The following is a 21,428-nucleotide window of genomic DNA, read 5'->3' on the forward strand; positions in this document are numbered from 1 at the left end:
GCGTCAGACCCGATGCCTAGAGTGAGACCCGTGCCCGTCGCGACCAAGCAAGCAGCCAAGCCGATAGAACAAGTCAAGCCGACCCTGATGCTGCTCGACGGCAACTCGCTGGCGTTCCGCGCGTTCTACGCGCTGCCGGCGGAGAACTTCAAGACCCGCGGTGGGCTGACCACCAATGCGGTCTATGGCTTCACCGCCATGCTGATCAACCTGCTGCGCGATGAAGCGCCCACGCACATTGCCGCCGCGTTTGACGTGTCGAGGCAGACCTTCCGTTCCGAGCGCTACCCGGAATACAAGGCCAACCGGTCCTCGACCCCCGACGAGTTCCACGGTCAGATCGACATCACCAAGGAGGTGTTGGGCGCACTCGGGATCACGGTGCTGGCCGAACCCGGGTTCGAAGCCGATGACATCATCGCCACGCTGGCCACCCAGGCCGAGGGTGAGGGTTACCGGGTGCTGGTGGTTACCGGCGACCGGGACTCGCTGCAACTGGTCAGTCCCGACGTGACCGTGCTCTACCCGCGCAAAGGCGTGAGCGAACTGACCCGCTTCACCCCGGACGCCGTCGTCGAGAAATACGGCCTCACTCCCACGCAGTACCCGGACTTCGCCGCCCTGCGCGGCGATCCCAGCGACAACCTGCCCGGCATACCCGGAGTGGGGGAGAAGACCGCGTCGAAATGGATCATCGAGTACGGCTCGCTGCAATCGCTGGTTGACAAGGTCGATACCGTGCGCGGCAAGGTCGGCGACGCGCTGCGGGCGCACGTCGCAAACGTCGTCCTGAACCGGGAACTCACCGAACTGGTCCGCGACGTGCCGCTCGCACAAACCCCGGACACGCTGCGACTGCAACCCTGGGACCGCGACCAGATCCACCGACTCTTCGACGACCTCGAGTTCCGCGTTCTGCGGGATCGGTTGTTCGACACGCTGGCCGCCGTCGAACCAGAGGTCGATGAGGGATTCGACGTGCGCGGCGGTGCCCTGGAACCCGGGACGGTCGGCCGCTGGCTCAGCGACCACGTCAGCGACGGTCGGCGGTCCGGTCTGACGGTCGTGGGCACCCACCTGCCGCACGGCGGTGACGCGACCGCGCTGGCGATCGCCGCCGCTGACGGCGACGGCGCCTACATCGACACCGCCACAGTCACCCCGGACGACGACACGGCGCTCTCGGCGTGGTTGGCCGATGCCGGTAAGCCCAAAGCCCTGCACGAGGCCAAGCTGGCCATTCACGACCTGGCCGGTCGCGGTTGGACGCTGGGCGGAGTCACCTCCGACACCGCGCTGGCCGCCTACCTGGTGCGGCCCGGGCAGCGCAGCTTCACCCTCGACGATCTCTCGCTGCGCTACCTGCGCCGCGAGCTGCGCGCGGAAACCACTGAGCAACAACAACTCTCGTTGCTCGACGATGTCGAGGGCACCGACGAGCAGGCCGTTCAGACCACTATTCTGCGGGCCCGAGCGGTCATCGACCTGGCCGAAGCCCTGGACACCGAGCTGGACCGCATCGACTCCGCCGCATTGTTGGGTGAGATGGAACTGCCGGTGCAGCAGGTGCTGGCCGGTATGGAGAGCGTCGGTATCGCCGTCGACCTGGGCAAGCTGACCGAATTGCAGAGCGACTTCGGCGATCAGATCCGCGACGCCGCCGAGGCCGCCTACGCGGTGATCGGCAAGCAGATCAACCTGGGCTCGCCCAAGCAGCTGCAGGTGGTGTTGTTCGACGAGCTGGGCATGCCCAAAACCAAACGCACCAAGACCGGCTACACCACGGATGCCGACGCGCTGCAGTCGTTGTTCGACAAGACCGGCCACCCGTTCCTGCAACATCTGCTGACCCATCGCGACGTCACCCGACTGAAGGTCACCGTCGACGGACTACTCAACTCGGTGGCTGCCGACGGCCGCATCCACACCACGTTCAACCAGACCATCGCCGCGACCGGCCGGCTCTCGTCCACCGAACCGAACCTGCAGAACATCCCGATCCGCACCGACGCCGGGCGGCAGATCCGCGACGCCTTCATCGTCGGGTCCGGCTACACCGAGCTGATGACCGCCGACTACAGCCAGATCGAGATGCGGATCATGGCCCACCTGTCCCGCGATGACGGCCTGATCGAAGCGTTCAACACCGGTGAGGACCTGCACTCCTTCGTCGCCTCCCGCGCCTTCGGGGTCCCGATCGACGAGGTCACCGCCGAACTGCGCCGCCGGGTCAAGGCGATGTCCTACGGCCTGGCCTACGGGCTGAGCGCCTACGGGCTGGCCGCGCAGCTCAAGATCTCCACCGAAGAAGCCAAGGAGCAGATGGACCAGTATTTCGCCCGGTTCGGCGGAATCCGGGACTACCTGTTCGCGGTCGTCGAGCAGGCCCGCAAGGACGGTTACACCTCGACTGTGCTGGGTCGGCGGCGTTACCTGCCCGAGCTGGACAGCAGCAACCGCCAGGTCCGGGAAGCCGCCGAGCGGGCGGCGCTCAACGCACCGATCCAGGGCAGCGCGGCCGACATCATCAAGGTCGCGATGATCGAAGTCGACAAAGCGATCAAAGAGGCCGAGCTGACGTCGCGCATGCTGCTGCAAGTTCACGACGAGCTGCTCATCGAGATCGCCCCCGGAGAGCGGGAGCAGGTGGAAAAATTGGTCCGGGACAAGATGGGCGGCGCCTACCCGCTGGATGTCCCGCTCGAGGTGTCGGTGGGCTACGGCCGCAGCTGGGACGCGGCGGCGCACTGACATGTCGGACAGGGATCAGCGCAAGCCGCTCGTGCGTTACCCGGTGATGGTCTTCTCCAAGCTGTTCGGGATGTTGCCCGCCCCGGTGGCGGATGCGTTCCTGGCGGTGCTGGCCCGGCTGGTGTACTGGCGCGGGCGCGCCCAACACATGAACGTGCTGCAGGACTTCCGCGACAACGTGGACCCGACCGCACAGTTCTCGTCGCGCAAGTGGCGGCCGGTGCAGGCGATGTACCGGGCAATCGTCCGCAACGCGAACGACGCCATCTGGTTCCTGGCCGCACCGCACAAGGTGGCGCTGCGGCGGTTTCACATCGCCGACCCGTCGCCGATCCACGCCGCCCTCGAGGCCGGCCGCCCGGCCGGAGTCGGCGTCATCGTGGCCTTCCCGCACCTCGGCTCCTACGCGGCGCTGCCGATCGTGCTCGCCCTGAATAACCTGCCGACCACCGTGGTCGCCAACCGGCAGCGTGCCCTCATGCAGTGGGTCATTTCGCGTGGTGCGCAGAAGGCCGGGCTGGAACTCATCGTCGTCGACCGCACCGGCGGGACCAGTATCACCGCGGCCATGGCCGACGCCCTGCGCCGTGGGCGCATCGTCGCGATCGCAGGCGACTATTTCCGGGCCCGCGAAGGCGGCGGCACCAACGGCATCGAGGTCGACCTCGCCGGTATCAAACGGTCGGTTGGTCCGGGACCGGCGCTGCTGGCGCTGCGCACGGGTGCGCTGATCGTCCCCGGCGCCGTCTTTCAGCGCCGTCACCAGCGCGAACCGGTCTTCGGACAACCGATCGCCGCCGAAGTCCCGTTGGACGGCAGCGACCAGAACATGAGGGACGCGGTGCAGGCGACCTCGCAGCAAGTGGCCGATGCGCTGGCCGAATTCATCAGACGCGAGCCGGACCAGTGGTTGATGCCCGGCGGATTGGTGTCGGACTCGATCGGCCGTCAGCGCTAGCGGTACCTACCCTGGCCCGGTTTGGCCAGCGTGCAGCCAGTCGAGTAGCCTCGACGGGTATCCGTGTGCTCGATCGCGGGTCACACCAATAACTCAAGTCCCAAGTCCCTACGATGAACCCTGTCCGGAGCAACCCAACAATATGCCGAGTCCCACCGTCACCTCGCCGCAAGTAGCCGTCAACGACATTGGCACCAGCGAGGACTTTCTCGCCGCAATAGACAAAACGATCAAGTACTTCAACGATGGCGACATCGTCGAAGGCACCATCGTCAAAGTGGACCGGGACGAGGTGCTCCTCGACATCGGCTACAAGACCGAAGGGGTCATCCCCGCCCGCGAACTCTCGATCAAGCACGACGTCGATCCCAACGAGGTCGTTTCCGTCGGCGATGAGGTCGAAGCCCTGGTTCTCACCAAAGAGGACAAAGAAGGCCGCCTCATCCTGTCCAAGAAGCGCGCCCAGTACGAGCGCGCCTGGGGCACCATCGAAGAGCTCAAGGAGAAGGACGAGGCCGTCAAGGGCACCGTCATCGAGGTCGTCAAGGGTGGCCTGATCCTGGACATCGGGCTACGCGGCTTCCTGCCCGCCTCGCTGGTCGAGATGCGCCGGGTGCGCGACCTGCAGCCGTACATCGGCAAGGAGATCGAAGCCAAGATCATCGAGCTGGACAAGAACCGCAACAACGTGGTGCTGTCCCGCCGCGCCTGGCTGGAGCAGACCCAGTCCGAGGTGCGCAGCGAATTCCTCAACCAGCTGCAGAAGGGCACCATCCGCAAGGGTGTGGTCTCCTCCATCGTCAACTTCGGCGCCTTCGTCGACCTGGGTGGGGTGGACGGTCTGGTGCACGTCTCCGAGCTGTCCTGGAAGCACATCGACCACCCGTCCGAGGTGGTCACGGTGGGCGACGAGGTCACCGTCGAGGTGCTCGACGTCGACATGGACCGCGAGCGGGTTTCGTTGTCGCTGAAGGCAACTCAGGAAGACCCGTGGCGGCACTTCGCCCGCACCCACGCCATCGGCCAGATCGTGCCGGGCAAGGTCACCAAGTTGGTGCCGTTCGGTGCGTTCGTCCGTGTCGAAGAGGGCATCGAAGGTCTGGTGCACATCTCGGAGCTGGCCGAGCGTCACGTCGAGGTGCCCGACCAGGTGGTCGCCGTCGGCGACGACGCGATGGTCAAGGTCATCGACATCGACCTGGAGCGTCGCCGGATCTCCTTGTCGCTCAAGCAGGCCAACGAGGACTACACCGACGAGTTCGACCCGGCCAAGTACGGCATGGCCGACAGCTACGACGACCAGGGCAACTACATCTTCCCCGAGGGCTTCGACGCCGAGACCAACGAGTGGATCGAAGGTTTCGACGCCCAGCGCAACGAATGGGAGGCCCGGTACGCCGAGGCCGAGCGTCGGCACAAGATGCACACCACCCAGATGGAGAAGTTCGCCGCGGCGGAGGCTGCCGACCACGGCAGCGGTGGTCAGTCGTCGTCGAGCAGCAGCTCCTCGGAGAAAGCCGCCGGCGGATCGCTGGCCAGCGACGCGCAGTTGGCGGCGCTGCGCGAAAAGCTAGCCGGCAGCGCTTAATCCGGCGCGAGGATGCTGCGCATCGGGCTGACGGGCGGCATCGGCGCCGGGAAATCAGCTCTGTCCAAGACGTTCTCGCAGTGCGGTGGCATCATCGTCGACGGTGATGTCATCGCCCGCGAGGTCGTCGAACCGGGCACCGAAGGTCTGGCGTCGCTGGTCGAAGCATTCGGCGAGGACATCCTGTTGCCCGACGGCGCACTGGACCGGCCGGCGTTGGCGGCCAAGGCTTTTGCCAACGACGAGGAGCGCAAGAAGCTCAACGGCATCGTGCACCCGTTGGTGGGCAAGCGCCGCGCCGAGATCATCGAGTCGGTGTCCAAGGATGCCGTTGTGGTGGAAGACATTCCGCTGCTGGTCGAATCGGGGATGGCCCCACTGTTCCCGCTGGTCGTCATCGTGCACGCCGACGAAGAACTGCGGCTGCGACGGCTGGTCGAACAGCGCGGCATGAGCGAGGAGGACGCCCGCGCCCGGATCAACGCGCAGGCCACCGACGAGCAGCGCCGCGAGGTCGCCGATGTCTGGCTCGACAACTCGGGCAGTCCCGACGACCTGGTGGCGCAGGCCCGAGACGTGTGGCAGCACCGGATCCTGCCGTTCGCGCACAATCTGACCGAGCGTCAGCCGGCGCGGGCCGCGGCACGGCTGGTCCCGGCGGACCCGACCTGGCCGGAACAGGGCCGGCGCATCGTCAACCGGCTGAAGACCAACTGCGGGCACCGGGCCCTGCGCGTCGACCACATCGGCTCGACGGCCGTTCCAGACCTGGACGCCAAAAACGTTATCGACATTCAGATCACCGTCGAATCACTGGACGTCGCAGACGAACTCGCCGAACCGTTACTGGCCGCCGGGTACCCGCGCCTGGAGCACATCACCCAGGATGCGGCTAAGAGCGATGCGCGCAGCACCGTGCCGGGCTTCGATCACAGCGATGATCCGGCCTTGTGGCACAAGCGAATCCACGCATCGGCCGATCCCGGCCGGCCCACCAACGTGCACATCCGGGTCGCCGGACGGCCCAATCAGCAGTTCGCGCTGCTGTTCGTCGACTGGCTGAAGGCCAATCCCGCTGTGCGCGAGGATTATCTGGCGGTCAAGCGCGAAGCGGACGCCACCGGTGGCGGCGACACGATCCGTTACGTCACCGCCAAGGAACCCTGGTTCCGGGACGCCTACCGGCGGGCCTGGGAGTGGGCCGACAGCACTGGCTGGAAGCCCTAGCCCGGCCATGCCGTTCGTCACCGACATCCTCGGACCGCGGCGGCCGGTAGCCGGCCGGTCAGTGCTACGGGCGGGCGGTCGGCGCCGAACCAGCACCATCGACACCCATCCGGCCGACGGCGGCGGCGCGGAGGTCGACCTTCGGGCGCGCGACGTGGCAGAGGCCGGGGAGGGCGGCGTTGATGTGCTGGACGAGGTCCACGTCGACGCGCTGCTGGTCGACGGCGTCATCGACCGGATCAGTGGGACGCTGCCTGTCGGGCGACTCCCTGAGCTGCACGGATGCCGGGTCGGACGGGGTTTCCGGTCGGTCATCGCCAGGCTGTTCGCCGACGAGGTGCAACGGGCCAGTCTGCTTCATCTGCTGCTCGACGACTGGGTGGGCGCGGCGCTGGTGTCGGGATACGCGACCCAGCATGCGGCGATCGTCCTGGGGGTCGAGCAGCACATGCCGCCGGGGGTGGCCGACCGGATGGCCGGCATCTGTGCCGGATTCGCGCCGGACGCGTCGTTGATCGGCTATACCCGGCAGCACGATGTCATTCCGACCGGCCGCGGGCCGGTGGCCCCGGCGCTGGACGGACTGCACGAGGTCGAGTCGCTGCGGGCGGGCGGCATGCGCAGGTTCCGTCGGCTCGACCTCTGGCCGTCGGGTGCCGATTCGTGGCAGTTCGATGCCCACTTCCGGGACTCCCACATGGACGACGAACTGGTCGAGACGATTGTGCACGAGTACACGGTGGCCGGCACGATCGACGAACCGACGCGGACCGTCACGACGGTCAGTGCCGAGGTACGGGTGCTGCCCTGGCAGGAATGTCCGGGCGCCATCGCCAGTGCAGCCCGTATCCGCGGAATGACGATTGACGAACTGCGCGACCGGGTCCGCGGTGAATTCGTGGGCACCAGCACGTGCACCCATCTCAACGACACCTTGCGGGCGATCGCCGACCTGAACGCTCTGCTGAGCTGGTAACCCTACGGTCCGCCGCGCCAGTGCTCGATGCGGTGGTGGTCGGGCGTGAAGCCGTGGTCGACACCCCACAGCACGGCTTGGGTGCGGCTGGCGACGCCGATCTTGCGATAGATCGTGCGGATGTAGGACTTGACCGTGTTGGGACTGAGGTAGGTCAGTCGCGCGACGTCGGCGTTGCTCTTGCCCTGCGTGATCAGGGCCAGGATTTCGGCCTCCCGGTCGCTGAGCCCCTCGCCGCGGCCCGGCCAGTCCAGTCCTGGTGCGCTGCGCGCGCGGGCCGCCACATCGCTGATGACGAGTTCCCCGGAGTGCACGGCCTCCAGTGCCGCCACCAGCTCGCGCGCCGGCAGGGTCTTGGACAGGTAGCCGTGGGCCCCGTGCTGGCGGGCGCTCTCCACCAGGTCCGGGTGAAAGTTCCAGGTGTACACCACAACTCGACGTGCCTGTGGATTGGCGACCAGGACCGCGATTTCGTCGTGGTCGGATTCTGGCTGGGCGAATGAGTCATAGAGGACGATGTCCACCGCGTCCGAGACGGGCATGGTGGAGTCGAGTTCCGCGATCACAATCCGGTCGCGATACGGGTCCAGCATGTTGGCGACACCCTTGACGACGACGTCGTAGTCGTCGACCAGCGCGACCGTGATCGGCGCGCGAGAAGCGGGCGGCATACCGGCACATTACCTCCCTAGGGGTGTATTGCTACCCCCCTAAAGGGTGTTCGACTGAGCAACATCGGGAACATCGACCGTTCGCTGGACCATCGCCCGAAGGAGGGCTCATCGTGATCATTCTCGGTCTCGTCCTATTGATTGTCGGATTCGTCTTCAAGATTTCCATCCTGTGGACCATCGGCATTGTGCTGCTCGTCATCGGCGCCATTCTGGCCGTCCTGGGTGGGATGGGCCGCGCAGTCGGAGGCCGCCGGCACTACTACTGAGCCCTGCCCCGTTGTGCGGCAGCTCACAAACTGACGTTTGCGTCGGTGCCGCGGCGGTTATTCGACATGAGTACGAGAGGAGCAGAAAATGGCTCTCTGGCAACAGATTTTGATTGCGGCCCTCGTCATTCTGGTGATCGCCGCGATCGTTGTTACAGCAAGTCTGGCGAGCGGTCGCAGAAAATCTCAGCGGCTCAAGCAGCACTACGGCAGTGAGTACGAGCGTCTGGTCACCGAGACCGGGGACGCGAAGGCGGCCGAGCACGAACTCACCACCCGGGAAAACAATCGTAAGAAACTCGACATCGTCGCGTTATCCCCTTCTGCACTATCGGATTTCAGCAACCGCTGGCATCAGGTGCAGACCGGCTTCGTCGACAACCCGGCCGCCGCGGTCGGCGTTGCTGATCGGCTGGTCACCGACGTGATGCGGGAACGGGGTTATCCCGTCGACGATTTCGATCAGCGAGCGGCCGACATCTCCGTCGACCATCCGCAGATCGTCGAGAATTACCGCGCTGCGCACAGCATTCACCTGGCTCAGCAACGCGGCGACGTCGATACCGAGCAACAACGGGAAGCGTTCGTGCACTACCGCGCACTGTTCGAGAAGTTGCTCGAAACCACGCCAAAGGAGGCAAGCGCATGACCACCCACGAGCAGCAAGCACGGGTCCCCGGTAGCTATGACGAGGGCCAAACCCCCACTGCGGCAACCGGTCCCGTCACTGAGCACACGGCGCCGACGCAAGCCGGTGAACCGTCTGTGCTGTCCAGCGCGCCGGCGCCGGATGCAGGCCAGGAGCAATTCCGGGACACGCCGGCGCCGGTTGCCGGGCAAGAGCAAGAGCGGTACGGCCAAGAGCAATACCGGGATGCGCCGGCGGCGCCCAGCCAGGAACAGTGGCAACCTCCGGTCGACGCGCCGGCGGCCGGTGAGTCGCACGTGTCTCACGAATCCGCCACGGCGGAAACGCTGTTCGCCGATGACGATCTCACCGAACTGCGCGGACGCTGGGCGGCCGTACAGGCGGCGTTCGTCGACGATCCGAAAGACTGCGTGCAGAAGGCCGACGTGCTGGTCTCGGACCTGGTCGATCAGCTGACGTCAGGATTCGCCCAGGCCCGCTCGCGGCTGGAAGAACAGTGGGCCCGCGGCCAGGAGGCCTCGACCGAAGACCTTCGGTTGGCCCTGATGCACTACCGCGAGTTCTTCGAGCGACTGCTGGCAGTCTGAGTTATGCGGTAACGCAACGGCTTTGACTATCTCCGCCGCCAGGTGAGTTCCACACCGGCGGCGGAGAGCCAGCGCGTCAGGTCGTAGCCATTGGCGGCCAGGCCTTCGATCGCGGCCACCGCGCGGCGCACGGCGGACTCCGCCACCGCCCGGCTCAACACGTCTTCGCCGACCGCCTCGAACAACTCGTCGACGTCGGCGAGTTCGGCTCGCTGCCCGGTGCGCACCTCGATGTCCAAATAGTGGTCTTCCGAACGCCACACCGTCGGTCCGGGCGTGTACTCACCCACGTCGAGGTAATAGTCGTGATCACGTTCATGACCGGGATTGAAGTGAAACACGGTGGCGCGCAACCCGAACGACGGCAGCAGCCACGACTCCAGGTAGTGGAACTGCGCTCGGCCGGGCGTGGGCCGGGCCAGGTACAACCCCCAGGGTCGCACCCGGTATTCGTCGACGGCGCGAACAATCCCTTTGGGGTCGGTGTTGGTGCGGGCGGTCAGATCGAACGTCTCCCGTTTGGGTGGGTGCATATGACCACCTACCGATCGACGCCGGCGTGGACATCAGGACAGAGATATCCGGCGAGCAGTGCGACGATCTCGTCCTCGACAGCCTGGAAGTCGACGGGATCCGGCGAAGTGACGAGCCGGTGCACCAGCGAATCGATGGTCGCCACCACAACCTGCGCGCGCAGTCTGCCGGTGTTGCGTACCTCGGGATGCTGTTCGAGCACCCAGGTGACCGCCTCGACGCTGAGCCGCTCCATGTCGTGCAGCCGGTCCAGGAACGCCGGCGCCCGCGGCGCCTGTTCGAACAACACCCGGTGCAGACGGGGATCGTCACGGTGGTTGTCGATGGCCGCGCGGACGAAGAGCCGCAGCGTGTCATCGAGCCGGGCCGGCAGCCCGTCGGACAACCGTTCGCTGAACAGCCGCGCACCGGCGTCGACGTGAGCGTCCATCAGGGCACGCAGGATGGCGTCCTTGTTCGGGAAGTACTGGTAGAGCGAGCCGATCGACACTCCGGCGCGTTCGGCGATGCGGTTGGTGGTCCCCGCCGCGTAGCCGTGCTCGGCGAAAATGTGAGCCGCCGCGTCCAGGACCCGCTGCCGGGTCTGGGCGGCGCGTTCCTGTTTGGGCTGCTTGCGCTGCCGGAACCGGTCGGTGGGGGCGATCGTGCATCTCCTGGTTAAAGCGAGTAGTCATCCGGTGCCGTGACCAGCAGAATTAGGTTACCCTAACAAGCTGCCGAGCAGACGCAAAAGCCCCCATTTCGGCACGAAAACAGGGGCTTTTGCGTCTGCTCGGCGAAAAGGAGTTGATGGTGCGCACCGTCCATATCGAAACACTTTTAGCCGCCGATGCCGACCGGGTGTGGCCGGCGATGTTGTCGCCGGCGACTTTCCTCTACGTCTGCAAAGGTCTGTTCGGCTTTCCCGCACTGGCCGGGCGGACCGAGGCGTTGCATCTCGGCGAGCGTGGCACCGGCTGGCTGATGGCGTTTCACCTGATACCGGCCTATCGGCACACCATCGAGGTCGTCGAGGTGGACGAGGCCACTCACACCATCCGGACCCGCGAGCACGGCGGGCCGCTCAAGGCCTGGAACCACACGCTGCACGCCGAACCCGTCGACAGGCACTCCTGCCGGTACAGCGACACCGTCGACATCGATGCCGGCGCGGCGACCGCCCTGGTGGCAACGGTGGCGGTGGGGATCTACCGCTACCGGCAGCGCCGGTGGCGCAGACTCGTCCGCCGGCAGATAGCTGCGCAGCGTCCGGCTACCGCTTGAGCCGGATCTTCCACCGCACGAAACCGCCGTAGCACACCGACAGCGCGGCCAGCATGCCCATGTCCAGCAGCCAGATCTTCGACGTGTGCTGCCAGAACCGGTCGCCCGGCACCAGCGCACCGGGCACCAGGTTGCGCACGTCCACCGTGGACGCGGCGGCGGCGTACCCCCAGCGGGCCGGCACCACGGTGGAAACCTGTTCCAGTACAAGCCGATTGGTCACCGGGACCATCCCGCCGCACAACACCAGCTGCGCCATGATCGACACCACGAACAACGGCATGATCTGCTCGTTGGAACGCACCAGCGCAGAGAGGGTCAGACCCAGCATCGCCGACGCCACGCAGGTGCCGGCCACCGTCTGGAACAACTCCACGGTGGCCGCGACGTTTCCGTGGCCGAACACCAACCCGCCCCGGGTAGGCGCGCTTTTCCCGACCATCACGATGGTGGTGGCGATCGCGGCCTGCAGCACCGCGAAGACGCAGAACACCGCAGTCTTGGCGGCCAGATAGGCCGATGTCGACAAACCCACCGCCTGCTCGCGCTGAAAGATCGGTCGTTCACCGACCAGATCGCGGATGGTCAGCGCGGTGCCCATGAAAGCCGCGGACAACAGCAGCAGGTTCAGGATCTGCGCGGCCTCGTCCGGCGTGCCGGCGTGCTCGAAGACCGCCCGGAATCCATTGGAGCCGGGAACGGTCAGCGACAATGCGCCCAGGATGAACGGCAACACCGCCAGGAACACGAAGTAGGCGCGATCGGCGACCACCAACCGGACCTGCCGCCGTGCCACCGTGGAAATCTGGCGTCGCACGCTGGTGTGCACCGGCGCGCCGAGGTCGGCGGGCTCGGCGTCCCCGACCGGCGGTGTGCGCAGGTCTTTGGCCTCGTGCTGCGCCAGAAAACGCCGGTTCGCCTCGTCCGGATCCGCACCCACCTGGCTGAAGATCTTCGCCCAGTTGGTGGTCCCCATCGCATCGCCGATCTGGTCCGGCGGGCCGCAGTAGGCCGTCTTGCCGCCCGGCGCCACCAGCAGCAACTGGTCGCAGAGATCGAGGTAGGACAACATGTGCGTCACCACGATCACCACGCGGCCGGCATCGGCCAGTTGGCGCAGCATCGTCATGACCTGATGGTCGAGGGCTGGGTCCAGGCCGGAGGTCGGCTCGTCGAGGATCAGCAGCGAGGGCCCGGTGAGCAGTTCGAGTGCCACCGAGGCCCGTTTGCGCTGCCCGCCGGACAGCTTGTCCACCCGGGTGTCGGCGTGCTTGGTCAGGTCCAGCTCCTTGAGCACCTGCGTGACCACGCGGGCGCGGTCGGCTTTGCTGGTATCGGGTGGCAGGCGCAGTTCCGCGGCGTAACCGAGTGCCTGGTTGATGGTCAGCTGGCGGTGCACCACGTCGTCCTGCGGAACGATGCCGATCCTGCTGCGCAACGACGCGTACTCGGCGTGGATGTCGTGGCCTTCGAAACTGACCGATCCGGTCGTCGGCCGCGCGTAGCCCGCGATCAGCCGGGCCAGGGTGCTCTTGCCGGCACCCGACCCGCCGATCACCGCGGTCAGGGTGCCGGGCCGGGCGGTCAGGGAGATGCCGTCCAGCAGTTGCTTGCCGCTGTCGACGGTGTAGTTGACCTTGCGTACTTCCAAACCGCGGGTGCGACGGGCAGTTTCGGTCTGCGGCGCGAGGGTGTCGTCGCCGAATACCAGGTCGACGTTGCCGATCGTGACCACGTCACCCTCGGACAGGATCGCCGAACCCACCCGGGTGCCGTTGACGAACGTCCCGTTGATGCTGCGATCCTGGATTTCGGTGCCCAGCGGAGTCTGTCGCAGGGTCGCGTGCTGACGGGAGGCCAGCACGTCGGAGACGACGATGTCGTTGTCGTTGGCGCGACCGATCGACAACGCGCCCGTCGTCTTCGGCGCTGCCGAGGGGCCGCCGGCCCGCGGCGCGAGAACTTTCACCATCCGGGTCGCCAGGCTGGCGACGTCGGCCGATTTCACGTCGACGACGGTGTTCTCCGCCGGCGCCGGCTTGATGGTGACCGAGGTGACCGGCTCCGGCGGCAGCGGCCGGCGCTCGGGACGCCTCGGACCACGCGGGGCGGGCACCTGATGCACCCGTCCCCGGGGGGCCGGCGGGCGTGGGGGACCGGTGGGCGGCCGGGTCGGCGGCGTCGCCGTCCATGCCAGGGTGGGCGGCCCGCCGTCGGGTATCGACCGCGGTTTCGCGATGGGCCCTCGGGTGGCCGGCCCATGCCGCTGCCCGATCGCGAAGGTCAGCCGCGGTCCGGCCGGGTTGCCGACATGGATGCTCTGCCCGTCGTGAATGTCGACAACAGGCATCCGGTAGCCGTTGACGTAGGTCCCGTTCAGCGAGCCGTTGTCGATGGCCACCCAGCGGCCCTGGTCGAACCGCAGGATCAGGTGTGCGCGGGAGATGCGGGGGTCCGGAATGCGCAGGTCGGCGTGCAGGTCTCTGCCGATGATCACCTCATACCCGGGGGCGAACGAGAGCTGAGCACTGTCATGCCGGATGGTCAGCGCGGGCGCAGGCGGGGCGGATCGAGTCACCACAACAGTATTGGCACGGTTCCTGAGTGTGCTCTGTGTGACGCAGCTGTGCAGCAGCTATGTGTTGATTTTAGTGCACTCATAGCTGTTACACAGCCCGCAGCGGCCCGGTGGCTGGCTAATTCGGGCATCATCTGACGGGAGGGGAACGGTGATGGTTCGTGCCGGAAAGGAGGAAATGTACAGATGGCCGAGCGAGATGGCCCCACCCGGCGGCTTCCCGGCCGGCATCTGTTGCGAAATCCGCACCTGGCGGGATTCCGTGCCGGGTTGCAGTCTCTGCCGTCGACGACCGTCGCCCATTTCCGTCGTGAGGTGCCGCCGCCGGTCGGGGCGGATCTCGTTGCGGACGAAAGCAATTCACCACACGAGTTGTCCCGCGGCGCCTCGTTCGCCGGGTACACGATTCTGCGTCGGCTGGGCGCCGGCGGAATGGCTGAGGTGTACCTGGCTCTGCATCCGCGCTTGCCGCGCCGTGACGTGATTAAAGTTCTCGCTGAAGCGATTACGGCGGACAGCGAGTTTCGCGAGCGGTTCAACCGCGAGGCGGATCTGGCCGCGACCCTGTGGCATCCGCACATCGTCGGTGTGCACGATCGCGGCGAATTCCGTGGCCGGCTGTGGATTTCGATGGACTACGTCGACGGCACCGATGCGTCCCGGCTGGTGAGAGAGACCCATCCTGACGGGATGCCGGCCGATGAAGTGTGTGAAATCCTCAGCGCCGTCGCGGGCGCGTTGGACTATGCGCACGATCGCGGACTGTTGCACCGTGACGTCAAACCGGCCAACATCCTGCTCACCCATCCCGAGCATGGCGAACGGCGAATCCTGTTGGCGGACTTCGGTGTTGCCCGTCACCTCGGTGACATCAGTGGCATCACCCAGACCAACGTCGCGGTCGGCACCGTCGCCTATGCGGCGCCCGAACAGCTGACGGGTGCCAAAATCGACGGACGGGCGGACCAATATGCCCTGGCCGCCACCGCTTTTCACCTGCTGACCGGTGTGCCTCCGTACCGGCACCCCAATGCGGTTGCGGTGATCAGTCAGCACCTGCACGACGAGCCGCCACGCCTCAGCGACTACCGTCCGGACCTGCCGCACCTGGACGAGGTGTTCGTCCGGGCACTGGCCAAAGACCCCGACGCGCGGTTCGAGCGGTGCCGGACATTCGCCGCGGCGTTTGGCTCCCAGCTCGCCGGGCCAGCCCTCGACGTCGAGACCGATCCGCCTGCCGTCCCCGAGAAGTCCGGTGCGATCAGAGCAGCCGCGCGCAGATTGTCGGCCAGAACCCGGGTCGCGGCCGCGCTGGTGGGTGCGGTGCTGATCGCGGTGGCCGCAACCTGGTCCCTGCTGTACTCGTTCCAGCCCGACAGCTCCCCGCCGCCCATCCCGGCGCTGGCGGCCCGGCCCGGCGTGCCCGACGCGGCACCCGCCCCGGTGACCGCCGCGGGCGCTCGCGTCCTGGACGGCACCTACCGGCTGGACTACAACCGCTCCAAGAAAACGTCCAACGGCCTCGGTATCCGCCACGACGGCGCGACCACCGACTGGTGGGCTTTTCATTCGACGTGTACGGCCAACGGTTGCGCGGCCACCGGCATCCAACTGGACAAGACCAATCACGAGGTGGCCGGCACCGCCGACGCCGCGCAGACCGATGTGCTGCGTTTCGTCGCCGGCTACTGGCAGGGCGCACCCCAGCAGGAGCAGGTCGCGTGCCGGCAGCAGAACGGCGTGGCCGGCACCCAGCAGGAGACCGTCGCGTGGTCGTTGGCGCCGCAATCGGACGGGACGCTGCGCGGCGTGGAGACGGAGACGGTCCTGACCAACGAGTGCGGCGCCCAGGGCGCGGTGCTGCGGGTACCCGTGGTGGCGATCCGGGACGGTGCCGTGCCTGCGGGTTTGACGTGGGCCGATCCCGCGCAGGTGCTCAGCGCTCCGACCCGGGCAGGCCGGCCGTCGCCGCCGGTACTGGGCGGGGCGTGCGCCGACGTCGACCGGCTGGGCTACGACCAGACCAGCAACGAACAGGTGGTATGCGAGGGCGGGAGTTGGAGCAAGGCGCCCATCACCACCGGTGTCCATGCCGCCGGCAGCTCATGCGACCGGCCGGACATTCCGGTGTTCGCGATGTCGGCCTCCAATGACGGCTATCTGATCGAATGCAACCCGGTGACCCGGATCTGGGCCCGGCACAGCTGACCTCGCGAGCCGGACGACTTGTCGGAGTCTCCGACTACCCTGGCGGCCATGGCTTTCGCCACCGAACACCCAGTAGTCGCCCACTCGGAATACCGCGCCGTCGACGAGGTCGTCCGTACCGGTGCCCGCTTCGAAGTGGTCAGCCCGCACCAGCCGGCGGGTGACCAGCCGGCGGCCATCGAGGAGCTGGAACGCCGGATCAGAGCGGGGGAGCACGACGTGGTGCTGCTCGGCGCCACCGGCACCGGCAAATCGGCCACCACCGCGTGGCTGATCGAGCGGCTGCAGCGACCCACCCTGGTGATGGCGCCGAACAAGACGCTGGCCGCCCAGCTGGCCAACGAACTGCGAGAGATGTTGCCGCACAACGCCGTCGAGTACTTCGTCTCGTACTACGACTACTACCAGCCGGAGGCGTACATCGCGCAGACCGACACCTACATCGAGAAGGACAGCTCCATCAACGACGACGTGGAGCGGTTGCGGCACTCCGCCACGTCGTCGCTGCTGTCCCGGCGGGACGTGGTGGTGGTCGCCTCGGTGTCCTGCATCTACGGCCTGGGCACACCGCAGTCTTACCTGGACCGCTCGGTGGAACTGCAGGTCGGCAACGAGGTGCCGCGGGACGGGTTGCTGCGCCTGCTGGTCGACGTGCAGTACACCCGCAACGACCTGTCGTTCACCCGCGGCTCCTTCCGGGTCCGGGGTGACACCGTCGAAATCATCCCGTCCTACGAGGAGCTGGCGGTCCGCATCGAGTTCTTCGGCGACGAGATCGAGGCGCTGTACTACCTGCATCCGCTGACCGGGGATGTGGTGCGCCAGGTCGACTCGCTGCGCATCTTCCCGGCCACCCACTATGTGGCCGGTCCGGAGCGGATGGCGGTCGCGATCTCCACCATCGAACAGGAGTTGGCCGCGCGACTGTCCGAGCTGGAAGGCCAGGGCAAGCTGCTGGAGGCGCAGCGATTGCGGATGCGCACCAACTACGACATCGAGATGATGCGTCAGGTCGGATTCTGCTCGGGCATCGAGAACTATTCGCGTCACATCGACGGCCGGCCCGCGGGTTCCGCCCCGGCGACCCTGCTGGATTACTTCCCGGAGGATTTCCTGCTGGTCATCGACGAGTCGCACGTCACCGTGCCGCAGATCGGCGGCATGTACGAAGGGGACATGTCCCGCAAGCGCAATCTGGTCGAATATGGCTTCCGGCTGCCGTCCGCGGTCGACAACCGCCCCTTGACCTGGGAGGAGTTCGCCGACCGGATCGGGCAGACGGTCTACCTGTCGGCCACCCCGGGCCCCTACGAACTCAGCCAGACCGGTGGCGAGTTCGTCGAACAGGTGATCCGCCCGACCGGGCTGGTCGACCCGAAGGTTGTGGTCAAACCCACCAAGGGGCAGATCGACGACCTGATCGGAGAGATCCGCAAACGCACCGACGCCGACGAACGGGTGCTGGTGACGACCCTGACGAAGAAGATGGCCGAGGACCTCACCGACTACCTGCTGGAGATGGGCATCCGGGTGCGCTATCTGCATTCCGAGGTCGACACCCTGCGCCGCGTCGAGTTGCTGCGGCAACTGCGGCTGGGTGAGTACGACGTGCTGGTCGGTATCAACCTGTTGCGGGAGGGCCTGGACCTGCCGGAAGTGTCGCTGGTGGCGATCCTGGACGCCGACAAGGAGGGCTTCCTGCGCTCGACCCGCAGCCTGATCCAGACCATCGGGCGTGCCGCCCGCAACGTGTCCGGCGAAGTGCACATGTACGCCGACAAGATCACCGACTCGATGAAAGAGGCCATCGACGAGACCGAACGGCGCCGGGCCAAGCAGGTCGCCTACAACGAGGCCCACGGCATCGACCCGCAACCGTTGCGCAAGAAGATCGCCGACATCCTCGACCAGGTGTACCGCGAAGCCGACGACACCGACGTCGGGATCGGCGGCTCCGGTCGCAACGCGTCCCGGGGCCGACGCGCGCCGGGTGAGCCGGGCCGTGCGGTCAGCGCAGGGGTGTTCGAGGGGCGGGACACCTCGTCGATGCCGCGAGCCGAGCTCGCCGACCTGATCAAGGACCTCACCGCGCAGATGATGGCAGCCGCGCGCGATCTGCAGTTCGAGCTGGCGGCCCGGTTCCGCGACGAGATCGCCGACCTCAAGAAAGAACTGCGCGGGATGGACGCCGCCGGCCTGAAGTGACCGAGCCGACGAGCGGGACGGGGACCTGGCGCGAGCTGCTCACCCGGCACCTGGGCACCTCCACGGTGTTGGCGGGCGGCGTCGCGATGTACGCCACCAACGAGTTCCTGACCGTGAGCCTGCTGCCGAGCGCTATCGCCGAGATCGGCGGCGCCCGGTTGTACGCCTGGGTGGTCACGTTGTACCTGGTCGGATCCGTGGTGGCTGCGACCACCGTCAATGCGTTACTGCGGCGCTTCGGTGCGCGGCTGTCGTTTCTGGCGGGTCTGGCGGTGTTCGGGGTGGCCAGTGTGGTGTGCGCCGCCGCCCCGAGCATGCAGGTGCTGATCGCGGGTCGCACCCTGCAGGGTGTCGCCGGTGGCACGCTGGCGGGACTGGGCTACGCCCTGATCAACGCCACGCTGCCGCGCACGCTGTGGACGCGTGGTTCTGCGCTGGTGTCGGCGATGTGGGGGGTGGCGACGATCATCGGGCCGGCGATGGGCGGATTGTTCGCGCAATTCGGGTTGTGGCGGTGGGCCTTCGGAGCGATGGCGATACTGACGGCGTTGATGGCCGCGCTGGTACCGGTAGCGCTGTCGGGCCGCAGCGGCACCGACGGCGAGAACGCCAAGCTCGAGGTGCCGGTGTGGTCGCTGCTGGTGATCGGGACCGCCGCGCTGGCGGTGAGCCTCGCCCAGCTCCCGCGCGACGGCGTTGCAATCGCCGGCCTGCTGGCGCTCGGGATATTGCTGGTCGTGGTGTTCGTGGCCGTCGATCGGCGTAGCCGTGCAGCGGTGCTGCCGCCCAGCGTGTTCGGCGGTGGGCCGTTGCGGTGGGTCTACCTGACCATGGGCGTGCTGATGATGGCGGTGCTGATCGACACCTACGTGCCGTTGTTCGGTCAGCGATTGGGGCACCTGAGTCCGGTGCTGGCCGGCTTCCTGGGTGCTTCGTTGGCGGTCGGCTGGACGGTGAGTGAGATCGTCAGCGCGTCGCTGCGCAGTCCCCGACTCATCGGGCGGGTCGTGCTGGTCGCGCCACTGCTGATGGGCGCCGGACTGGCGATCGGCGCCGTCACTCAGCGGGCCGATGCGTCGCGCGGGCTGGTGGGGTGGTGGGCGCTCGGGCTGCTGATCGCCGGCACCGGCATCGGGATGGCCTGGCCGCATCTGTCGGTGCGCGCCATGGATTCCGTCGACGACCCAGCCGAAAGCGGCGCGGCCGCGGCCGCGATCAACACCGTGCAGTTGATCGCCGGGGCTTTCGGTGCCGGACTGGCCGGCGTCGTCGTCAATACCGCCCCGGGCGGTGACGCGTTGCAGGCCCGCTGGCTGTACGCGGTTTTCACCGTGCTGGCCGCAGCGGGCTTCATCGCCTCCTACCAGGCGACCCGCCCCGACCGACGTCAGCGGGTCGACTTGACCACCTGCGAGTAGTGGAACTGCCAACGTTCGACGATGCGGAAACCCAGATAGCCCGGAAACTGGTAGACCGGAGCCCGGCCGAACGCCTTACCCGGTGAAAGCGACTGTCCCACTTCATGATCGGGGAACGAACTGTCGTGATTGGTGATCGTCCACAGGGTGGTGCACTTATTGATCTTGGCGGTGGTCAGCCAGACGGCGACGTGACCGTCCCACAGCGAGCCGACCTTGGGCCCGTACACGCCGCGCTCGACGTCGATCAGCGACCGGTAGGCGGCCGGCCGGGTGGCCAGTAGCGCCCGGATCGGTCCGGGGCGCCACGGCACGGTGTTGTCGACCAGCAGACAGTCGCCCGGTGCCGCGTGCGTGCTGATGACATCGGCGACCTGGCTGTAGTCCCAGCCCTCTTTGGCGTACGGCCCGCGCTGGGTGAACAGATAATTCGGGACGGCCGCGGCGGCCATCACCAGCACCAGGGCGACCACCTGCCACGGCTTACGGGCGATCGCCACGATGCATACCGCGAGAACGACGGCGGCGGCGGGCGCGGTGAAGATCAGGTAGCGCGGGAAGTAGACCGGCTCACCCACGGCCGAATAGATCAGCACCGCGGCGGTCGGAATCACCACCCACAGCACGCTGATCAGCAGTAACCGGCCGGTGCCGGTGTCGGCCCGCGCCTTCCCGAGGAGTCGCAGGACACCTGCGATCAGCACCAGGGTGCCGGCCAGGATGGCGAACGGGACGCTGTAGTCGAAGTACTGCCGGTGCACCACGTCCAGGAACAGGTTCCGGTGCAGGCCACCGATCCAGCCGATCTGAAACATCTGCTTGTGGGCGAACAAGATGAACGGCGTCATCGCCCCGAGCGCGGCGACCGACGCCACCGCCAGCCAGAGGGCGGGCCACTTGCGTTGCGTGCGCGGCGCGATCAGCGGCAGCATCGCGGCGTAGACCAGCACCATCAGCCCGGTGTTGATGCTGAACAGGATCGCCACCATCAGCAGCAGTGCGTAACCGACCCACAGGCGCGCCCGGTTGCGTCGCACCGCGGCGACCAGCAGCACGGTCAGCCAGGCGGCCACCGCCACCACCAGCGCTGAGGACCGGGCCTCGATGCCGGCCCAGGTCACCCGCGGCAGGATGGCGAATACGGTGCCCGCACACAGCGCCGTCGTCCGTCCGGAGAACATCTTGGCGAACACCACCACGCCGGCGGCGGCGGCGCCCACCGCCAGCGCGCTGGGCAGTCGCGACCAGAACTCCGTCGGCGGGAAGAGGGTGAACCAGCCGTGCATCAACAGGTAGTACAGACCGTGGACGGCGTCGATGTGGCCCAGCAACTTCCACAACTCGGGCAGGGTGCGACTCGCCGCAGCCGAGATGGTCGCCCCCTCGTCGAACCACAGTGACGGCCGGGCGGCCCCGGCGGCGCTGATGGCGGCCGCGACCGCAGCCATCGCCCACGGGTCGAGGCGCCCGCCCCGCACGCGGACGGACGGCGCCGGTTCGGCGTCGTCAGCCAGCGGATTCTCGACGATGGTCGCAGACATGGTGA

General features: G+C 67.1%; 17 protein-coding genes and 2 pseudogenes. 12 read left to right on the plus strand and 7 right to left on the minus strand.

Annotation, left to right across the window (positions count from 1 at the left end):
• Positions 1 to 12: 12 nt before the first annotated feature.
• The 5 genes from polA to AC5Y3Z_RS06380 all read left to right on the plus strand — a co-directional run bounded on the left by polA (position 13) and on the right by AC5Y3Z_RS06380 (position 7,500).
• Positions 13 to 2,751: a DNA polymerase I gene (gene polA / locus AC5Y3Z_RS06360; protein WP_463825227.1), complete on the plus strand. Its 2,739-nt coding sequence runs from the start codon at positions 13 to 15 to the stop codon at positions 2,749 to 2,751.
• Position 2,752: 1 nt separating this feature from the next.
• Complete coding sequence (locus AC5Y3Z_RS06365; protein ID WP_463825228.1) at positions 2,753 to 3,709, plus strand: lysophospholipid acyltransferase family protein; 957 nt, start codon at positions 2,753 to 2,755, stop codon at positions 3,707 to 3,709.
• 142 nt (positions 3,710 to 3,851) lie between these two features.
• Positions 3,852 to 5,297: a 30S ribosomal protein S1 gene (rpsA, locus tag AC5Y3Z_RS06370; protein ID WP_463825229.1), complete on the plus strand. Its 1,446-nt coding sequence runs from the start codon at positions 3,852 to 3,854 to the stop codon at positions 5,295 to 5,297.
• A 12-nt stretch (positions 5,298 to 5,309) separates the two neighbouring features.
• Positions 5,310 to 6,524: a dephospho-CoA kinase gene (gene coaE, locus AC5Y3Z_RS06375; protein ID WP_463825230.1), complete on the plus strand. Its 1,215-nt coding sequence runs from the start codon at positions 5,310 to 5,312 to the stop codon at positions 6,522 to 6,524.
• Positions 6,525 to 6,531: 7 nt separating this feature from the next.
• Positions 6,532 to 7,500, plus strand: a complete 969-nt coding sequence (locus tag AC5Y3Z_RS06380) for a DUF2889 domain-containing protein (RefSeq protein WP_463825231.1) — start codon at positions 6,532 to 6,534, stop codon at positions 7,498 to 7,500.
• A gap of 2 nt (positions 7,501 to 7,502) precedes the next feature.
• Here AC5Y3Z_RS06380 and AC5Y3Z_RS06385 read toward each other — a convergent pair whose 3' ends face one another.
• On the minus strand, positions 7,503 to 8,171 hold the full coding sequence (locus AC5Y3Z_RS06385; protein ID WP_463825232.1) for a LuxR C-terminal-related transcriptional regulator: 669 nt from the start codon (positions 8,169 to 8,171) through the stop codon (positions 7,503 to 7,505).
• 113 nt (positions 8,172 to 8,284) lie between these two features.
• On the opposite strand from AC5Y3Z_RS06385, the gene AC5Y3Z_RS06390 reads away from it, so the two are divergent.
• The 3 genes from AC5Y3Z_RS06390 (at position 8,285) to AC5Y3Z_RS06400 (ending at position 9,676) form a co-directional block, all read left to right on the plus strand.
• Positions 8,285 to 8,440, plus strand: a complete 156-nt coding sequence (locus AC5Y3Z_RS06390; protein ID WP_463825233.1) for a DUF6131 family protein — start codon at positions 8,285 to 8,287, stop codon at positions 8,438 to 8,440.
• 88 nt (positions 8,441 to 8,528) lie between these two features.
• The gene (locus AC5Y3Z_RS06395; protein WP_463825234.1) at positions 8,529 to 9,089 is read left to right on the plus strand and encodes a hypothetical protein; all 561 of its coding nucleotides are present in this window, start codon (positions 8,529 to 8,531) and stop codon (positions 9,087 to 9,089) included.
• Entirely contained in the window at positions 9,086 to 9,676 is a 591-nt protein-coding gene (locus tag AC5Y3Z_RS06400) for a hypothetical protein (protein WP_463825235.1), read from the plus strand. Before AC5Y3Z_RS06395 ends, AC5Y3Z_RS06400 begins: the two co-directional genes overlap by 4 nt.
• Before the next feature lie 26 nt (positions 9,677 to 9,702).
• Here AC5Y3Z_RS06400 and AC5Y3Z_RS06405 read toward each other — a convergent pair whose 3' ends face one another.
• The gene (locus AC5Y3Z_RS06405; protein ID WP_463825236.1) at positions 9,703 to 10,209 is read right to left on the minus strand and encodes a ribonuclease FAU-1 family protein; all 507 of its coding nucleotides are present in this window, start codon (positions 10,207 to 10,209) and stop codon (positions 9,703 to 9,705) included.
• A gap of 8 nt (positions 10,210 to 10,217) precedes the next feature.
• Positions 10,218 to 10,853: a TetR/AcrR family transcriptional regulator gene (locus AC5Y3Z_RS06410; RefSeq protein WP_463825459.1), complete on the minus strand. Its 636-nt coding sequence runs from the start codon at positions 10,851 to 10,853 to the stop codon at positions 10,218 to 10,220.
• A 149-nt stretch (positions 10,854 to 11,002) separates the two neighbouring features.
• Here AC5Y3Z_RS06410 and AC5Y3Z_RS06415 point away from each other — a divergent pair, with 149 nt between their 5' ends.
• Positions 11,003 to 11,473, plus strand: a complete 471-nt coding sequence (locus AC5Y3Z_RS06415; protein WP_463825237.1) for an Rv1443c family protein — start codon at positions 11,003 to 11,005, stop codon at positions 11,471 to 11,473.
• Here AC5Y3Z_RS06415 and AC5Y3Z_RS06420 read toward each other — a convergent pair.
• From AC5Y3Z_RS06420 to AC5Y3Z_RS06430, 3 genes and pseudogenes are all read right to left on the minus strand, one after another.
• Entirely contained in the window at positions 11,463 to 12,545 is a 1,083-nt protein-coding gene (locus AC5Y3Z_RS06420) for an ABC transporter permease (RefSeq protein ID WP_463825460.1), read from the minus strand. The genes AC5Y3Z_RS06415 and AC5Y3Z_RS06420 overlap by 11 nt on opposite strands.
• Positions 12,546 to 12,557: 12 nt before the next feature.
• Positions 12,558 to 13,055, minus strand: a pseudogene (locus AC5Y3Z_RS06425) (ATP-binding cassette domain-containing protein); the annotation flags it as partial.
• A gap of 126 nt (positions 13,056 to 13,181) precedes the next feature.
• Positions 13,182 to 14,054: pseudogene (locus AC5Y3Z_RS06430) on the minus strand (FHA domain-containing protein); the annotation flags it as partial.
• Positions 14,055 to 14,237: 183 nt separating this feature from the next.
• Here AC5Y3Z_RS06430 and AC5Y3Z_RS06435 point away from each other — a divergent pair.
• The 3 genes from AC5Y3Z_RS06435 to AC5Y3Z_RS06445 are packed head-to-tail and all read left to right on the plus strand — an operon-like array spanning position 14,238 to position 19,882.
• Positions 14,238 to 16,259: a serine/threonine-protein kinase gene (locus AC5Y3Z_RS06435; protein WP_463825238.1), complete on the plus strand. Its 2,022-nt coding sequence runs from the start codon at positions 14,238 to 14,240 to the stop codon at positions 16,257 to 16,259.
• A gap of 48 nt (positions 16,260 to 16,307) precedes the next feature.
• Positions 16,308 to 18,464 (plus strand): excinuclease ABC subunit UvrB, encoded by a 2,157-nt coding sequence (gene uvrB, locus AC5Y3Z_RS06440; RefSeq protein ID WP_463825239.1) that lies wholly within the window; start codon positions 16,308 to 16,310, stop codon positions 18,462 to 18,464.
• On the plus strand, positions 18,461 to 19,882 hold the full coding sequence (locus tag AC5Y3Z_RS06445) for an MFS transporter (protein WP_463825240.1): 1,422 nt from the start codon (positions 18,461 to 18,463) through the stop codon (positions 19,880 to 19,882). The genes uvrB and AC5Y3Z_RS06445 overlap by 4 nt, the downstream gene beginning before the upstream one ends.
• Here AC5Y3Z_RS06445 and AC5Y3Z_RS06450 read toward each other — a convergent pair.
• Positions 19,852 to 21,423 carry a mannosyltransferase gene (locus AC5Y3Z_RS06450; RefSeq protein ID WP_463825241.1) on the minus strand — a complete coding sequence of 524 codons (1,572 nt, stop codon included), beginning with the start codon at positions 21,421 to 21,423 and terminating at the stop codon, positions 19,852 to 19,854. The two genes, AC5Y3Z_RS06445 and AC5Y3Z_RS06450, sit on opposite strands and share 31 nt — an antisense overlap.
• Positions 21,424 to 21,428 lie beyond the last annotated feature (5 nt).

The organism is Mycobacterium sp. NGS61 (assembly GCF_059812325.1).

Excerpts from the sequence above, each read along its gene's own strand:
- polA (WP_463825227.1), top strand. The coding sequence starts at position 13 with ATGCCTAGAGTGAGACCCGTGCCCGTCGCGACCAAGCAAGCAGCCAAG.
- AC5Y3Z_RS06365 (WP_463825228.1), top strand. The coding sequence starts at position 2,753 with ATGTCGGACAGGGATCAGCGCAAGCCGCTCGTGCGTTACCCGGTGATG.
- rpsA (WP_463825229.1), top strand. The coding sequence starts at position 3,852 with ATGCCGAGTCCCACCGTCACCTCGCCGCAAGTAGCCGTCAACGACATT.
- coaE (WP_463825230.1), top strand. The coding sequence starts at position 5,310 with ATGCTGCGCATCGGGCTGACGGGCGGCATCGGCGCCGGGAAATCAGCT.
- AC5Y3Z_RS06380 (WP_463825231.1), top strand. The coding sequence starts at position 6,532 with ATGCCGTTCGTCACCGACATCCTCGGACCGCGGCGGCCGGTAGCCGGC.
- AC5Y3Z_RS06385 (WP_463825232.1), bottom strand. The coding sequence starts at position 8,171 with ATGCCGCCCGCTTCTCGCGCGCCGATCACGGTCGCGCTGGTCGACGAC.
- AC5Y3Z_RS06395 (WP_463825234.1), top strand. The coding sequence starts at position 8,529 with ATGGCTCTCTGGCAACAGATTTTGATTGCGGCCCTCGTCATTCTGGTG.
- AC5Y3Z_RS06400 (WP_463825235.1), top strand. The coding sequence starts at position 9,086 with ATGACCACCCACGAGCAGCAAGCACGGGTCCCCGGTAGCTATGACGAG.
- AC5Y3Z_RS06405 (WP_463825236.1), bottom strand. The coding sequence starts at position 10,209 with ATGCACCCACCCAAACGGGAGACGTTCGATCTGACCGCCCGCACCAAC.
- AC5Y3Z_RS06420 (WP_463825460.1), bottom strand. The coding sequence starts at position 12,545 with ATGTTGTCCTACCTCGATCTCTGCGACCAGTTGCTGCTGGTGGCGCCG.
- AC5Y3Z_RS06435 (WP_463825238.1), top strand. The coding sequence starts at position 14,238 with ATGGCCGAGCGAGATGGCCCCACCCGGCGGCTTCCCGGCCGGCATCTG.
- uvrB (WP_463825239.1), top strand. The coding sequence starts at position 16,308 with ATGGCTTTCGCCACCGAACACCCAGTAGTCGCCCACTCGGAATACCGC.
- AC5Y3Z_RS06450 (WP_463825241.1), bottom strand. The coding sequence starts at position 21,423 with ATGTCTGCGACCATCGTCGAGAATCCGCTGGCTGACGACGCCGAACCG.